The organism is Pandoraea sp. LA3, assembly GCF_022696215.1.
Lineage (GTDB): Bacteria > Pseudomonadota > Gammaproteobacteria > Burkholderiales > Burkholderiaceae > Pandoraea > Pandoraea capi.
The window spans coordinates 34,584-49,246 of the sequence record NZ_PTPY01000025.1; the positions used below are offsets into that span (position 1 = coordinate 34,584).

Consider the following 14,663-nt stretch of genomic DNA (forward strand, 5'->3'; position numbering starts at 1 on the left):
CCCCACCGTCTGAGAAGAGGTGTACTGTGGCCCGAAAGACCCCCATCGAGCGCTACCGAAACATTGGCATCAGCGCTCACATCGACGCCGGCAAGACGACGACGACCGAGCGGATCCTGTTCTACACGGGCGTCAACCACAAGCTGGGTGAAGTCCACGAAGGCGCTGCCACGATGGACTGGATGGAGCAGGAACAGGAGCGCGGCATCACGATCACGTCCGCGGCGACGACCTGCTTCTGGCGCGGCATGGCCGGCAACTTCCCCGAACATCGCATCAACATCATCGACACGCCGGGACACGTCGACTTCACCATCGAAGTCGAACGCTCGATGCGCGTGCTCGATGGCGCGTGCATGGTCTACGACTCGGTCGGCGGCGTGCAGCCGCAATCGGAAACGGTCTGGCGTCAGGCCAACAAATACAAGGTGCCGCGCATCGCGTTCGTCAACAAGATGGACCGCGTGGGCGCTGACTTCTTCCGCGTGCACAAGCAGATTCACGAGCGTCTGCGCGGCAATGCCGTGCCGATCCAGATTCCCATCGGCGCCGAGGATAACTTCCAGGGCGTGGTCGATCTGGTGAAGATGAAGGGCATCGTCTGGGACGAAGAGTCGAAGGGCGTGAAGTTCGATTACGTCGATATTCCCGAGCACCTCAAGGACACGGCGCAGGAATGGCACGAGAAGATGATCGAAGCCGCTGCCGAAGCCAGTGAGGCATTGCTTGAGAAGTATCTCGGCGGCGACACGCTGACCGAAGACGAGATCAAGGAAGGCCTGCGCAAGCGCACGGTCGCCGGTGAAATCGTGCCGATGCTGTGTGGCACGGCGTTCAAGAACAAGGGCGTGCAGGCCATGCTCGACGCCGTCATCGAGTACCTGCCCTCGCCGGTCGATGTGCCCGCGATTGCCGGTCACGACGAAGACGACAAGGAAATCGAGCGCCACCCGTCGGACGACGAACCGTTCTCCGCCCTCGCCTTCAAGATCATGACCGACCCGTTCGTCGGTCAGCTCATCTTCTTCCGCGTGTACTCCGGCGTGATCGAGTCCGGCGGCACGGTGCTGAACCCGCTCAAAGGCAAGAGGGAGCGCCTTGGACGCGTCTTGCAGATGCATGCGAATACGCGTCAGGAACTCAAGGAAGTACGCGCCGGCGATATCGCGGCCGCCGTGGGGCTGAAGGAAGCGACGACGGGCGACACGCTGTGCGACCCGAACCACGTCATCATCCTGGAAAAGATGGAGTTCCCGGAGCCGGTGATCTCGCAGGCGGTGGAGCCAAAGACCAAGGGCGACCAGGAAAAGATGGGCCTCGCGCTCAACCGTCTGGCGCAGGAAGATCCGTCGTTCCGTGTGCAGACCGACGAGGAATCGGGCCAGACGATCATCTCCGGCATGGGCGAGCTGCACCTCGAAATTCTCGTCGACCGCATGCGCCGTGAGTTCGGCGTGGAGGCGACCGTCGGCAAGCCGCAGGTTGCGTATCGCGAGACCGTGCGCAAGAAAGTCGAGGACGTTCAGGGCAAGTTCGTCAAGCAATCGGGCGGACGCGGCCAGTACGGCGACGTCGTCATCACGCTCGAACCGGACAAGGAAAAACCGTACGAGTTCGTCGACGCCATCAAGGGCGGCGTGGTGCCTCGCGAGTACATCCCCGCAGTGGACAAGGGGATTCGCGAGACGCTCAACAACGGCGTGGTCGCGGGCTATCCGGTCGTCAACGTGAAGGTCACGCTGACGTTCGGCTCGTACCACGACGTCGACTCGAACGAAAACGCGTTCCGCATGGCCGGCTCGATGGCGTTCAAGGAAGCGATGCGCAAGGCCGAGCCGGTACTGCTCGAACCGATGATGGCCGTGGAAGTCGAAACGCCCGAAGAGTTCATGGGCAACGTGATGGGCGACCTCTCGGGACGTCGCGGCATCATGCAGGGCATGGACGACATCGTGGGCGGCGGCAAGATCGTTCGCGCCGAGGTGCCGCTCTCGGAGATGTTCGGCTACTCGACCTCGCTGCGTTCGCTCACGCAAGGCCGTGCAACGTACACGATGGAGTTCAAGCAGTACGCCGAGGCACCGAAGAACGTGGCCGACGCCATCGTCACGTCGAAGAAGTGACAACGTTGGAGTAAAGCGCCGATGCGCAGGAACGGCGGTGCAACAGGCGCCGTCGCCTGCGTCACCCGCGACCAACGCCCGCAGCGCCAGCGCCTTTGTCTCAGGATCGGGGGCGTATCGCTAGCGGGCGTTGTTTTTTGCGAGTCCCTGACAGTCCCGAAAAGCCCCCCGTCTCCCCTGCCCCCGCAACATCATGATGAAAAACGTCCTCAGCATTCAGTCCCACGTCGTCTTCGGCCACGCCGGCAACAGCGCCGCCGACTTTCCGATGCGACGCCTCGGTGTCAACGTGTGGCCGATCAACACCGTCCAGTTCTCGAACCACACGCAGTACGGCAAATGGACGGGCCAGGCCCTGCCGAGCGAGGAAATCCTGCGACTGGTCGACGGCATCGCGGACATCGGTGAACTGGGTAGTTGCGACGCTGTCCTCTCCGGGTATCTGGGCGCCCCCGAGCAGGCGAGCTTCGTGCGTGCGGCGGTGCAACGCGTCAAACAGGCCAATCCCGCCGCGATCTATCTTTGCGACCCTGTGATGGGCCACCCGGAAAAGGGATGTCAGGTCAAACCGGGGATCGAGCAGGATCTCGTCGAGCACATGCCCGGCATCGCCGACATCATGACGCCGAATCATCTCGAACTGGAAAAGCTCTCGCAGCATCCGATCGATACGTTCGACGATGCCGTTGCCGCCTGCCGCGCCCTGCTCGCGCGCGGGCCGAAGATGGTGCTCGTCAAACATCTGGAGTACGCAGGCAAGCCGCAAGACCGCTTCGACATGCTCGTCGTGACGAACGACGAAGCATGGCACGGCTCGCGCCCGCTCTATCCGTTCTCGCGTCACCCGGTCGGTGTGGGCGATCTGACTTCAGGCGTGTTTCTCGCGCGGCTGCTCAAGGGCGATACGGTTCGCGCGGCGTTCGAGCATACGCTCGCCGCTGTCGATGCGGTGCTGTCCGTCACGCATCTGGCGGGGCGCTACGAGCTGGAAATCGTCCGCGCGCAGGACGAGATCGTCACGCCGCCGCGCCGTTACGAAGCACGGGCGGTGTGACATCGTCAGTCGGAAGACGGTGAGCGGGTGGCGGATCAGTACGCGCGCAGATGCTCGGCGTGATGCGACAGATGGTCCGCCATGAAGGTCTGGATAAAGTAGTAGCCGTGGTCGTAGCCGTCCTGACGACGCAGATTGAGCGGCTGCCCCGCCTCGCGGCAGGCGCGCTCGAAGATGTCCGGATGCAGTTGCGCTGCAAGGAACTGATCGTTTAGCCCCTGATCGATCAGGATGCCGCCCGGGAACACGGCTTTGCCCGCCTTTGCGATCAGTTCGCTCGCGTCGTACTGACGCCACGTCTCGCGATCTGCGCCCAGATATCCGGTGAACGCTTTCTCGCCCCACGGGCAACGCATCGGCGCGGCAATCGGCGCAAACGCCGAGACCGACCGGAACTTGTCGGGATTGCGTAACGCGAGCGTCAAGGCGCCATGCCCCCCCATCGAATGTCCGAAGATCCCGATGCGCTCGGCATCGACCGGCAACGACTGCGTCACCAGGCCATACAACTCGTCGACGATGTAGCTGTACATGCGGTAGTGCGTCGACCACGGCGCCTGCGTCGCATCGAGGTAAAACCCTGCCCCTACGCCGAAGTCCCACGCATCGGTCTCGCCCGGCACACCGGCACCTCGCGGGCTCGTGTCAGGCGTGATCAGCGCCACACCGTGCTCGGCGGCAAGCCATTGCGCGCCGCCCTTGATCATGAACGTCTCTTCGGTACACGTGAGACCCGCGAGATAGAACAGTGCGGGGACAGCGCGGCCGTCGCGCGCCTGTGGCGGGATGAAGACCGAAAAACGCATCGGCAAGCCGATGGTCGACGACGTGTGACGATAGAAACGCTGCGTGCCGCCGAAACAGCGATGTTCGGAAAGGAGTTCGAGCATGACGGGATCCGGGAGTGTACGGGGCGTCGGCCATGGCATCCGGCGGTGACGCGGCCTCTCATGCGTCGAGCCCGACCGGCCGCCTGTGGCGACATATGGCTGCTATCTTACCTTGCGGGCGCGATGCGTGACATCGCCTAGGCACTCGACGAGAACAGCGCACCTGTCGACGCACGCCAGGGCCGACGCGTTGTCTGCCATGCCTCCGCCACCTGCCCCGCATCCGTCGGGCTATGGCGTGCTGTGATGGGCTTGCGCTCGCTTGATGCCTTGTGACAGGCGAATACGCGTCGCTACGGTTGGCGTCCCTTACTCGTTACCAGGAGCGCCCCATGCCGAAGTCGCCTTTCGATCTCGACGATGTGACCAATCTCGTCCACCACAACGGCATTGCCGCACGTCTGTCGGAGCAGGAAAAGCGTTTGTTGGTGCTGCTCGCCGGGCGTGCGGGCACGGCGTTCGAGAAGCATGCGTTGATGCAAGCGCTGTGGGGACGGCGCGCCCAATGGATGGAAGACGCCGCGCTCGTGCAACTCGTCTCGCGTCTGCGGCGCTCGCTCGCCCCGCTCGGTCTGCAACGCGCCATCGTCACCGTCGCCCGCGTCGGGTATCGCTTCGACATGCCGTCGCCCTCGCCCGCTACGCCCACCGCCGAGCCCACCACCGGGCCGTCGATAGCGGACCGCGGTAGCGAACGTCCTCATGCCATGACCGACGCGTTATGCATTGACGATTCGACGGGCGTCACGTCGCTCGCGTTGCCGCTTCAGCATGGCGTCGCCCGCGACGGGCACGGCGAGGTGCGACGCCATGGCGTCATCGTGAAGATTCCGCAGATCGAGTACCGCCTGCTGTGTGCACTACGTTCCCCCGTCGATGTCGTCCATGACAAACGTACGCTCATCGCGATGCTCTGGCCGGCGCGTCCCGATCAGGACGACACGAACCTGATGCAGGTCGTCTCCCGCCTTCGACGCAAACTCATTCCGCTCGGGCTGCACCGGCACATCGTCACGGTGCCACGCGTCGGTTATCGGTTCGCGTCTTGCGATACCGCGCTTACACGCACCCCGGATCCGACAGACGTATCAGCGCAAACGCCAGGCGCATCGCAACGCGCCGGCACGGGGATGTCGGCGACGTGGCATCGCGCTCGCCTCGCACTTCACGCACTGCGCGCGCTGACACGTCGTTTGCGCTGGCGCGACCGCTGAGCGAACGCGACGCTGGTTACGCCGATGCCGCAGCGGCCAGCGCCGCCCGGCGACGGCACCTGTCCATTCATTCTCAGGAGCCACAGCATGTCCGATACCACGCGTAACATCCCGACGCCCCGCGCACCTCAACAAACCTCAAAGATCACCGAGACCGCCTCGCAAGCAGCAACGGCCACCGCGCAAAGCGAACTCGTCTACCCGACGGACCCGCAAGACGGCGCAACCGAAACGACCTACGCGCAGAACGGCTTCGATCCCGCAACCGGCACGACGCAACTGTCGTACACCTCGGCGCGGGTCGCCCGACGTGTCTATAACCGCTACGCAAAGAACGCATTCGAGGTCTCCGGTTACTACACCGACTGGTCGCAATACGACGGACGTCTCGACGGCGACTTCAGCAACGAGGCCGCCGGACGCGGCGTCGATCTGATGCTGCTCGACCCCTTCGCCTACGACCGATTGATCGTGGGCTTCGCGGGCATCGTCGGCGATCAGGGTGAGAAAGCACAAACGATTGCACGCGCGGCGACCGACTTCGTACGCAAGCCGGATCAGGCCACGTTCGTCGATAGTTGGGGCGACGTGCTCGCCTATCGCAACTGCGGCTTTCCGGGATGGGTCAGCAACGATGTCATTCCGATGTTCCAGCAGTCACGCGCGCAGGGAGTGCTCGGCGGATTGCGTCTGTTGCACGCCAAGAATCCGGCGCTCAAACTCGCCCTCGCCATCGGTGGGTGGACCATGAGTCAGGCGTTTCACGGCATGGCCGGCACCAGCGCGCGACGCAAGACGTTCTGTGCGAGCGTCGTCGACTTGCTCAAGCGCTTCCCGATGTTTACCGAGATCAATCTCGACTGGGAGTACCCCGGCTCACCCGGCGACGACGGCAACGTGTACGACGATACGGACGGTCCGAACTACGCAGCGCTCGTTAGCGATCTGAAAAAGGCCCTCGTGGCCGCAGGACGCAAGGACGTGGAGATCTCGATCGCCGCTTCGGCCAACGTGGCCGACATGCGTCACGCGAATCTGCCGGGGTTGATTGCGGCTGGCGTCTCGCGCATCAACCTGATGACGTACGACTTCTTCGGCACGCCGTGGGCCCCGACGCTCGCTCATCACACCAATCTGCACGACACGAACCCGGCCGACGCCGGTGGCTTCTCCATCGACCGTGCGGTGAACTGGCTGCGGCAGGCCGGCGTGCCCCTCGCCAAAGTGCATATCGGCTACGCGGCCTACTCGCGTAACGCGCTTCAGGCGCAAATCGCACAGGTCAGCGCCCTGTCGGGCACCTATTCGCCGGGCGACGACATCACCGCCGGTACGTTCGAATCGGGCACGACGGAGTACTACGACGTGCTGCGCAATTACCTCGATCTGGAAAACGGCACGGCGCGTAATGGCTTCACGCTCTACACCGATCCGGTCGCCGACGCGGACTTTCTGTACCAACCGTCCAGCGGTCTGTTCATGTCGCTCGACACGCCACGCACGGTGCGGGCCAAGGGGGATTACGTCAAACGCAACGGTCTCGGCGGACTCTTCACATGGACCATCGACCAGGACAACGGGGTGCTGGCCAACGCCGCACACGAAGGCCTCGGGCAGAAGGCGACGGTGTCGCACATCGACATGACGCCGTTCTACTTCAGCGGGAAGACGTCGCTCGACGAGTCGACGGGAGAATGATCATGCGCTTTCTCCTGTCTCGACTGCTGGAACCGTCGACGTGGGCCGGCCTGACAGGGCTTTCGGTGTCGCTCGGCATGTCGCCGGACGTCATGCACGAACTCGCGCAGGCAGGGGCGGCAGTCGCATCGCTCGCGGCGATGGCGCTTCCGGAGAATGCCGCGCGCGGTCGGCAAAACCACGACATTTCCGGGCAACCGTAAGTCCGTTCTGGGACGTAGCAAGCGTAGAAAACGTGGGCAACGTCGACAGCCCTGCCTGCCGCTGTGCCCGCTAAGCACGGGCCGTGAGCGCATCGATATAGCGTTCACGGCCCATGTCAGGAAAAAATCGTCACGATTTCTAAACTTTTCGCTGCACGCGTCGCTATACGGTAGAGGACACGTCACGCCTTGCTGCGCTGCGTCGCGCGGCCAGGTTTTGGGAAACCCCGGAAAGATGTCACATTCGCCCGCTATGATGCCGGCGATGCAAATGGTAGTGACACCCCGAGGCCCCGGCACCCGCCTGTCAGGCAGTTGTGGCAGCGACGTCCCTCAGCAGTGCATGAAAGACGCGTCGCGAAACGCCCGTCGGCACGGCGCTTGTAAAGGGCTGACCAGAACGAGCGCGACGACGCACGATGGCGATCACAACGATCCTGTCGGGCCTTCATGGCCATAGCGGTTGATAACGACCAATAACGATCAATAACGATCAATAACGACCAGATTCACCAGGGATTCACCGGGGGCCTTATGAAGCTGATCCTGCTGGCGCTAGCCGCCTCGCTATTTACGCTCGTCATGATGGTGCAGGCGCGCAGCGAGGCGAGTGACGTCACCGTCTCCAAATCGCAAGCGCAACCGACCGGCATCAACATCAGCGAACGCGTACGTACGCGCAAAGACATGGCGATGTGGAACGCACGCCGCAAGATGCACGCGATCCGTCAGGAGGACTGAAAGGCAGCAACATGCTGCGTCGCACCAAATTTGGGCATCCTCGAACAGCGTCCTATAGTGGAAAGGCACATAGGAGAGGAGATAAGAACGATGCCCGCATTCCACTTCAATCTCTACGACCTGACCTTGTTCCTGCCGATGGCAGTGGCCGGTGCGCTACTCGTTGGCGGCATCCCAGTCGCCACCCGCACCACGCGCTATAGCTTGCGCGCGGCTGGCGCGGTGGTCGGTGCGCTCGTCGCGTTCCTGGTCGTGGAGGCGCTCCCGGTGCTCGTATAGCCGGCGTCGCGCTTCAGAAAGACCCGCGTCGAACGAGGAAGGTCGACAGCGTGCCTAGCACGCAGTGAGCGGCTTTTTCTCGCGACTTTCGATGCCTGCGCCACGTGCGAACCAAGTGCGCGGCAGCGGATGCGTATTCCCTTCGGATCCTGTCGGCGGTCATGACGATGTCATCGCCGCGACCTACGCTGATCTACGGCAACTTCGGTTGCGCTGTCACCCTCTCTGTTGCGCCGCCGACCCGCTCGGCGGCTTTTTTTATGCGGCATTGCCGAGCGACACACCCCCTGGATTCTGCCGCTATCGCGCCGTCTCGCGCGTTGTCCCGTTTTGTTCTGCCATGCGGCGCGCCATCGCCTACAATCACCGGAAGTGCAACGCCATGTGCGTGCTCCCGCCGCAACATCAGCAGGGATCGCGCCATGCCGACAGAGGAGGTTTCCGCATGTCCGACGCGTTCTCCCGCGCCTTTGCCGTCGTCGTCAACCAGTATCGTTCGCCGCGCCAGTACACGGTCTCCGTCGAACGCGCCAGCGAGATGATCGCCAAGAACGTTGGCTTGTTTTCGGACGGGTTCGCCGCCGAACCGCACCTGATCGTGGGGCTGTTCGAAACCGAAGCCGAAGCCTGGGCGCTCGCGCGGCGCCTCCAGCGCACGCGCACCACCATGCAGGCGCTTTTGCAGACGCCTGCGCGTACGGCCTCTCCGACTTCTCCCACCTCTTCCACCTCATCAGCACCTGTCTGGCCGCCGGAGCTGGATTAACGCCGCCCTGCGCTGTTACGAAAAAATCGCGCCGTCGTCCGTCGTTACGCGTAGAATTCGGAATTCCAGATATCACAGATCACCGGCGAAGGCCGGAATGACATGCCGTCTCCCGCCGATTCCTACGCCCAGCGCAACTCGCTGGGCGCACAGCCCTCGCTTGCGCCGCTGGCCAGTTCGCCGGTCCTCATCGATCAGGTCTACTCGCGCCTGCGCGACGCCATCGCCGACCTCACGCTCCCCCCGGGCGAACGCATCCGGCAGGCGGAACTGGCGGACTCGCTCGGCGTGTCGCGTCAACCCGTCAGCCATGCGCTGCAGTTGCTCAAGCGCGACGGCCTGGTCTGCGACAGCGGACGTCAGGGACTGGAAGTCGCGCCGATCGACCCTGATCATTTGCGTCAGCTCTATCAGGTGCGCACTGCACTCGACGGACTGGCCGCCCGACTCGCCGCGCATCGCGTGGTCGACGGCACGCTGCCTGCGCCCGACTTGCGCCGCTTGCAGGACGCTGTCGCGGCGGGCATGACGATGACACGGGGTACGCCGGTGGCGCGTCAGGTGCGTGTCGAAGTGGCGTTCCACACGGCACTGCACGATGCGTCGGGCAATCCGCTGATCGCGCAGACGGTGGCGCCGCAATGGCCGCACATCATGCGCGCGATGGCAGCGACGCTCGACGCGCTGCCGATGCAGGAAGTCGTCTGGCACGAGCATGGCGAAATCGTGGCGCGCATTGCGGCAGGCGACGCCGATGGCGCGGAATCCGCGGCCCGCGAACACACCGAGGCGGACGGCGGGAACGCGCGTCGTGAATGGCTCGCCCGCCTGACACCATCGAACTGAACCGACCGACTGGACCTGATGCCGTCGAACCGGCGGCATCGCACCGACCCGCCATCATGCAAGCCGTCATCTCCGCCGCCTTTCCTGTTTTCGGCCTGATCTTCCTGGGCTACCTCTGTGCGCGTCGCGCCTGGCTCGGCGCCACCGCGCTCGACGCGCTCAATCGCTTCGTCGTCTACCTCGCGCTGCCCGCCGTGCTGTTCCAGTCGATGGCGCAAATCACCTGGGCGGAACTCTTCAATCCCGGGTTCCTGGGCGCTTTCGGCGGCGGGATGGCGGCCACGTTCGCGCTGTCGTTCCTGCTCGACCGCACAGTCCGCGGACGGTTGACCGACGCGAGCATCGAAGGCATGGGCGCGGCCTATCCGAACGCCGGGTTCATGGGTTTCCCGCTGTGTCTTGTCGCATTCGGCCCGGCGAGTGTGCCGGCCGTGGTCGTTGCCATGCTGCTCACGGCGACGGTCCTCTTCGCGATCTCGATCGCGATCATCGAGACAGATCTGCAAGCGACACCCGACTGGCGTCGGACCGCCGGCTTCGTGATACGGGCGCTGATCCGCAATCCGCTGGTCGTCTCGCCGTTCGCCGGCATGGCGTTCGCGGCTGCCGGCGTCGCACTGCCCGCCCCGGTGCTGCACTTCACTACGCTGCTCGGCGGCGCCGCCAGCCCATGCGCGCTGGTCGCGATCGGCATGTTTCTCGCGCAAAGTGCGGGGGCCGCGAAGGAGCCGCGCATCGCTCACGCGGTGGGGCGTCTCGTGGGGCTGAAGCTGGTGTTCCAGCCGGCGATCACCGCGTTTCTGGCATTCCGCGTGTTCGACCTGCCAGCGATCTGGGCACATAGCGCGCTGCTGCTCTCGGCGCTGCCCATCGGCACCGGACCGTTCATGCTTGCGCAACTGTATGGACGTGAAGCCGCCGTCGCATCACGCGCGATTCTGATTTCGACGGTGCTTTCGGTGGTGACGGTATCGTTGCTGATCGGCTGGTTCAGCCTTCGGTGATCGGCGCATCGCCATCACATTCGGGGACGGGCGAGCGTCAGGCGATGCACGACAGGCGTGCAGGATGGCCGCGCTAGCGCAGACTCACCGACGGCGCGACGACCACGCGATCCCGGCCCGAGCGTTTCGCGGTGTATAGCGCCGCGTCGGCAGCACCGAGCAAGCGCATCGGCAGTGTTTCCGGATCCGCAGTGTCGCGCGGATCGATACTGGCCAACCCGATCGAGATCGTGAGCGGCACGAGCGCACCCTCGTCGTCAGGCACTTCCAGTCGCGCCACCGCACGTCGCACGCGCTCCGCCACCGTCCCCGCCCAGTTCTGTTCGGTCTGCACGAGCAACGCGGCAAACTCCTCGCCGCCGTAACGCGCCAACGTATCCGTCACGCGAAGCTGCGCACGCATACACGCACTCGCCGCACGCAAGGCGCGATCACCCGTGGCATGGCCGTGGCTGTCGTTGACGCGCTTGAAATGATCGATATCGATGAGCAGACACGCGAGCGGCGCGCCATAACGTGCGCCGCGCACCACCTCCTCACGCAAACGCTGATCGAAGTAGCGCCGGTTCGACAGGCCCGTCAGCGGGTCGGTCAGGCCGATGCGCTTGAGACGTTCGCGATTCCACATGTTCTCGAGACACACGGCGACGACCGCGCCGAAACGTTCGAGGAAATCGGTCGCCATTTCAGGCGCGAAGCGTCTTGCGTCGCGACTGCCCAGCGCGATCGCGCCGATGTGACGCCCGTTGCGGGCGAGCGGCATGACGACCGCACTCGCGGGAGGGCGCGCGCCGAACAGCGCCGCGTGGCGCTCGCGCGGCGCCCCGATCCAGAGTTGCCCGTTGCCGCATACGGCGCTGAAAGCGCCGGCATCCTGCGCAATGCACAGACCGGCATCCAGCGCACGGATGCCTTCGGCAGTATCGATGAGGTCACGCAACGTGTCATCGACTTCCGCGAGCATCAGGCGCACGCCGGACAGATCGAAATCGTGACGCAGACGATTGAGCACCACCTCGAGGAATTGACCGAAGTCCGGCGCGCCCATGAGCGCCAGCTCGATGTCCTGGAAACGTTTTAGCGAGCGCTCGTTGCGCTGGACGGTTTCCAGCAGCGATTGCAATGCGTCGAGCGTCGGTGCCTGATTGGTTGCCACGTAAGGTCTCGAAAGACACGCGGCACTGCGCGGCCGCCTAGCGTGCTTGCCCCACCATGATGACTTCATGACGACGCATGTTGCAATGCCATCGTGAAGCGACCACGCGGCCATCATGAGGCCGTTAACGGCACATGCCCATCAAATTTAAGGGTGATGAGAATCTATTTTGCCGTCGCGAAATCGAGCACTGGTGCGTGCTTTCCGCGGTGCTAGGGAAAATACTAACTTCACATGAAAACTATGCGGCGACGCACAAAATCCGCCCATCGTGGTGCATGACGATGTCCGGGCGGGCAGTCGTCCACCGTGCCGGGCGAGGCTGGCACACAACATCGCAGACGTCACCCTTACGCCGCAGATCCGTCGCGATGCAACGAAACGACTCACCAGCGGCCACTTCACAATCACCGGACGCCAGCCGCCATCGCATCGACACACCTATCAAAAGCGTCAGGTACGCATTGCGCTATCGGAGACAAGAAGCGCATCGGCATGAAGTCATGCATAAGGTCGGCATAAGCTATTGAGCGCGCTAACTTCGGCGCACGCCGCGATGACGCAAGCATGAAACGTCGAGTTGACGACGTGCCCGTTGTGTCTGCACCACAACGCCACCTGTGCGCACCGCGTCGCCCTGCATTTTTTCATCGCACGCGCTTGGGAAACGACGCATCGCCATGTCTCACTTCAGTCACCACACTTCCCGGTAAGCGGGAAAATCTGACACGCTGGCGGGTAGGGATTGCTGGACGATCAAAGACTTCGATGGCACGGAGATGGCGTCGAATGCAGGCGAAGGCGCGATGTGGCGCAATCTCGCAGACCGGCCGTCCGGCAATGCCGAATGCATGTCGCATCGCAGCGAAAAATGGCTGGAAACTGGCGTGGATCAACAATCCCACAGTTTCCCTGCTTGACACCTTCCCACCTTTCCCGTAAAAAAACGGGTGCATGAACGTTGTATGGCGAGTCTTGTGTCATCTAATGTCGCCCTCTGCGTCAACTCGGTTGTACCTGATCAGCTTTAATGTCATGCGCTCGCTGAGCATCTCGCTCGCTCATTTGAAAACTTTAAGGATTTAAGAAATGGCAACTGGTACCGTCAAGTGGTTCAACGACGCCAAGGGTTTTGGTTTTATTACGCCGGACGAAGGTGGTGAAGATCTCTTCGCCCACTTCTCGGAAATCCAATCGAAGGGTTTCAAGTCGCTGCAAGAAAACCAGAAGGTCAGCTTCGAAGTGAAGATGGGACCGAAGGGCCGTCAAGCTAGCCAAATCCAGCCGCTGTAAGGTCTGGTGACTGGCTGAGCGATCGCTCACGCGATCGACGCGCCTCGGGCGGTGCGCTAACCCTAGCCGCCGCCCGAACTGAAAACCCCGCCGAGGCGGGGTTTTTTCATGGCTGGGCGATACTGCGCTGCGTCAGACCGCGCGCGGCTTCACGCGACTGGCGGCTTCCACCGCACGACTGCGCGCCACATCGAGATCATCGTCGTAAGCGAGCGCCACGCCCATGCGGCGCTTGACGAAGCTCTCCGGCTTACCGAACAGACGAATGTCCGTTTGCGGCACTTGCAGCGCCTGATCGACACCGTCGAACACGATGCCCTTTGCATCCACACCGCCGTAAATCACGGCACTCGCACCCGGCGTCTTCAGCGTGGTGTTCACCGGTAGCCCCAAAATCGCGCGCGCGTGCAGCTCGAACTCGTTCTGCCACTGCGTGATCATCGTCACCATGCCCGTGTCGTGCGGACGCGGGCTGACTTCGCTGAACCACACGTCGTCGCCCTTCACGAACAACTCGACACCGAAGATACCCTGCCCGCCAAGATTGTTGGTCACTTCACGTGCAATCAGACGCGCCCGTTCGAGCGCGACGGACGACATCGGGTGCGGCTGCCAGCTCTCGACATAGTCTCCACTCACCTGCTTGTGTCCGATCGGCGCGCAGAAGTGCGTCTCGACCTGGGCGTCGGCGCCGCGCGCGCGTACCGTCAGCAACGTGATCTCGTAATCGAAGTCGATGAACCCTTCCACGATGATGCGACCATGGCTCACGCGCCCGCCCGCCATCGCATAGTCCCAGGCGGCCTTCACATCGGCCGCGCTGTCGATCTTGCTCTGCCCCTTGCCCGAGCTGCTCATGACCGGCTTGACGATGCACGGATACCCGATGCCGCCGTCGATGGCCGCCTGCAACTGCTCAAGCGAGTCGCAGAACTGGTACGGGCTCGTCGGCAGACCCAGCGTTTCGGCGGCCAGACGGCGGATGCCTTCGCGGTCCATCGTCAGACGCGCGGCGCGCGCGGTCGGAATCACGCGCACAACACCGTCGGCCTCCAGCGCTTCGAGCATCGGCGTGGCAATCGCCTCGATCTCCGGCACGACCAGATCCGGCTTCTCCGCCTCGATCAGCGCCTTGAGTTGCTCGGGATCGGTCATCGCGATCGTGCGCGCATGATGCGCCACCTGCTGGCCCGGTGCATTCTCGTACCGATCGACGGCAATCGTCTCGACACCGAGACGCTGCAACGCGATGAGCACTTCACGGCCGAGTTCGCCAGCGCCCAACAACATGACCTTCGTCGCGCTTGGCGACAGCGGGGTTCCGATAGTGGTCATTTGCGACCTTTGAAGAGTGAGGAATTAGGGGCGACGACGGGGAAGGTGAGCGCGGGACGAT

The 14,663-nt window shown here is 63.4% G+C and carries 14 protein-coding genes; 11 read left to right on the forward strand and 3 right to left on the reverse strand.

All coding sequences use genetic code 11. From position 1 onward, the window contains the following. The first annotated feature begins 26 nt into the window (after positions 1-26). A complete protein-coding gene (gene fusA / locus C5N93_RS06385; protein ID WP_242558670.1) occupies positions 27-2,123 on the forward strand; it encodes an elongation factor G in 2,097 nt (698 codons plus the stop codon). Positions 2,124-2,319: 196 nt separating this feature from the next. Continuing rightward, the gene (gene pdxY, locus C5N93_RS06390) at positions 2,320-3,177 is read left to right on the forward strand and encodes a pyridoxal kinase PdxY (protein WP_206093617.1); all 858 of its coding nucleotides are present in this window, start codon (positions 2,320-2,322) and stop codon (positions 3,175-3,177) included. 35 nt (positions 3,178-3,212) lie between these two features. Here the strand turns inward: pdxY and fghA are convergent, their stop codons facing one another. After that, positions 3,213-4,067, reverse strand: coding sequence for an S-formylglutathione hydrolase (gene fghA / locus C5N93_RS06395; protein ID WP_242558671.1), 855 nt, complete (start codon positions 4,065-4,067; stop codon positions 3,213-3,215). Positions 4,068-4,399: 332 nt separating this feature from the next. Between fghA and C5N93_RS06400 the strand changes: the two genes are divergently transcribed. The 8 genes from C5N93_RS06400 (at position 4,400) to C5N93_RS06435 (ending at position 10,818) form a co-directional block, all read left to right on the forward strand. Next, positions 4,400-5,281 (forward strand): winged helix-turn-helix domain-containing protein, encoded by an 882-nt coding sequence (locus tag C5N93_RS06400; protein WP_242558672.1) that lies wholly within the window; start codon positions 4,400-4,402, stop codon positions 5,279-5,281. 87 nt (positions 5,282-5,368) lie between these two features. After that, on the forward strand, positions 5,369-6,979 hold the full coding sequence (locus C5N93_RS06405) for a glycoside hydrolase family 18 protein (protein ID WP_242558673.1): 1,611 nt from the start codon (positions 5,369-5,371) through the stop codon (positions 6,977-6,979). 2 nt (positions 6,980-6,981) lie between these two features. Then, complete coding sequence (locus C5N93_RS06410) at positions 6,982-7,182, forward strand: hypothetical protein (RefSeq protein ID WP_242558674.1); 201 nt, start codon at positions 6,982-6,984, stop codon at positions 7,180-7,182. Between the two features lie 534 nt (positions 7,183-7,716). Then, positions 7,717-7,923, forward strand: a complete 207-nt coding sequence (locus tag C5N93_RS06415) for a hypothetical protein (RefSeq protein ID WP_242558675.1) — start codon at positions 7,717-7,719, stop codon at positions 7,921-7,923. A gap of 90 nt (positions 7,924-8,013) precedes the next feature. Beyond that, complete coding sequence (locus C5N93_RS06420; RefSeq protein ID WP_150721698.1) at positions 8,014-8,202, forward strand: hypothetical protein; 189 nt, start codon at positions 8,014-8,016, stop codon at positions 8,200-8,202. A 445-nt stretch (positions 8,203-8,647) separates the two neighbouring features. After that, the gene (locus C5N93_RS06425) at positions 8,648-8,968 is read left to right on the forward strand and encodes a hypothetical protein (RefSeq protein WP_242558676.1); all 321 of its coding nucleotides are present in this window, start codon (positions 8,648-8,650) and stop codon (positions 8,966-8,968) included. A gap of 102 nt (positions 8,969-9,070) precedes the next feature. After that, positions 9,071-9,814, forward strand: a complete 744-nt coding sequence (locus C5N93_RS06430) for a GntR family transcriptional regulator (protein WP_242558677.1) — start codon at positions 9,071-9,073, stop codon at positions 9,812-9,814. Positions 9,815-9,870: 56 nt separating this feature from the next. After that, positions 9,871-10,818, forward strand: coding sequence for an AEC family transporter (locus C5N93_RS06435; RefSeq protein WP_242558678.1), 948 nt, complete (start codon positions 9,871-9,873; stop codon positions 10,816-10,818). Positions 10,819-10,891: 73 nt separating this feature from the next. On the opposite strand, the gene C5N93_RS06440 is transcribed toward C5N93_RS06435, so the two are convergent. Further along, positions 10,892-11,974, reverse strand: a complete 1,083-nt coding sequence (locus tag C5N93_RS06440; RefSeq protein ID WP_242558679.1) for a DUF484 family protein — start codon at positions 11,972-11,974, stop codon at positions 10,892-10,894. Positions 11,975-13,063: 1,089 nt separating this feature from the next. On the opposite strand from C5N93_RS06440, the gene C5N93_RS06445 reads away from it, so the two are divergent. Continuing rightward, on the forward strand, positions 13,064-13,267 hold the full coding sequence (locus C5N93_RS06445; protein ID WP_069344352.1) for a cold-shock protein: 204 nt from the start codon (positions 13,064-13,066) through the stop codon (positions 13,265-13,267). Between the two features lie 132 nt (positions 13,268-13,399). Here the strand turns inward: C5N93_RS06445 and purT are convergent, their stop codons facing one another. Next, positions 13,400-14,602, reverse strand: a complete 1,203-nt coding sequence (purT, locus tag C5N93_RS06450; protein ID WP_069344351.1) for a formate-dependent phosphoribosylglycinamide formyltransferase — start codon at positions 14,600-14,602, stop codon at positions 13,400-13,402. Positions 14,603-14,663: the final 61 nt, after the last annotated feature.

What these genes read in the sequence shown, in the direction of transcription:
- pdxY (WP_206093617.1), top strand. Translation starts at nt 2,320, where the DNA reads ATGAAAAACGTCCTCAGCATTCAGTCCCACGTCGTCTTCGGCCACGCC.
- fghA (WP_242558671.1), bottom strand. Translation starts at nt 4,067, where the DNA reads ATGCTCGAACTCCTTTCCGAACATCGCTGTTTCGGCGGCACGCAGCGT.
- C5N93_RS06400 (WP_242558672.1), top strand. Translation starts at nt 4,400, where the DNA reads ATGCCGAAGTCGCCTTTCGATCTCGACGATGTGACCAATCTCGTCCAC.
- C5N93_RS06405 (WP_242558673.1), top strand. Translation starts at nt 5,369, where the DNA reads ATGTCCGATACCACGCGTAACATCCCGACGCCCCGCGCACCTCAACAA.
- C5N93_RS06410 (WP_242558674.1), top strand. Translation starts at nt 6,982, where the DNA reads ATGCGCTTTCTCCTGTCTCGACTGCTGGAACCGTCGACGTGGGCCGGC.
- C5N93_RS06415 (WP_242558675.1), top strand. Translation starts at nt 7,717, where the DNA reads ATGAAGCTGATCCTGCTGGCGCTAGCCGCCTCGCTATTTACGCTCGTC.
- C5N93_RS06420 (WP_150721698.1), top strand. Translation starts at nt 8,014, where the DNA reads ATGCCCGCATTCCACTTCAATCTCTACGACCTGACCTTGTTCCTGCCG.
- C5N93_RS06425 (WP_242558676.1), top strand. Translation starts at nt 8,648, where the DNA reads ATGTCCGACGCGTTCTCCCGCGCCTTTGCCGTCGTCGTCAACCAGTAT.
- C5N93_RS06430 (WP_242558677.1), top strand. Translation starts at nt 9,071, where the DNA reads ATGCCGTCTCCCGCCGATTCCTACGCCCAGCGCAACTCGCTGGGCGCA.
- C5N93_RS06435 (WP_242558678.1), top strand. Translation starts at nt 9,871, where the DNA reads ATGCAAGCCGTCATCTCCGCCGCCTTTCCTGTTTTCGGCCTGATCTTC.
- C5N93_RS06445 (WP_069344352.1), top strand. Translation starts at nt 13,064, where the DNA reads ATGGCAACTGGTACCGTCAAGTGGTTCAACGACGCCAAGGGTTTTGGT.
- purT (WP_069344351.1), bottom strand. Translation starts at nt 14,602, where the DNA reads ATGACCACTATCGGAACCCCGCTGTCGCCAAGCGCGACGAAGGTCATG.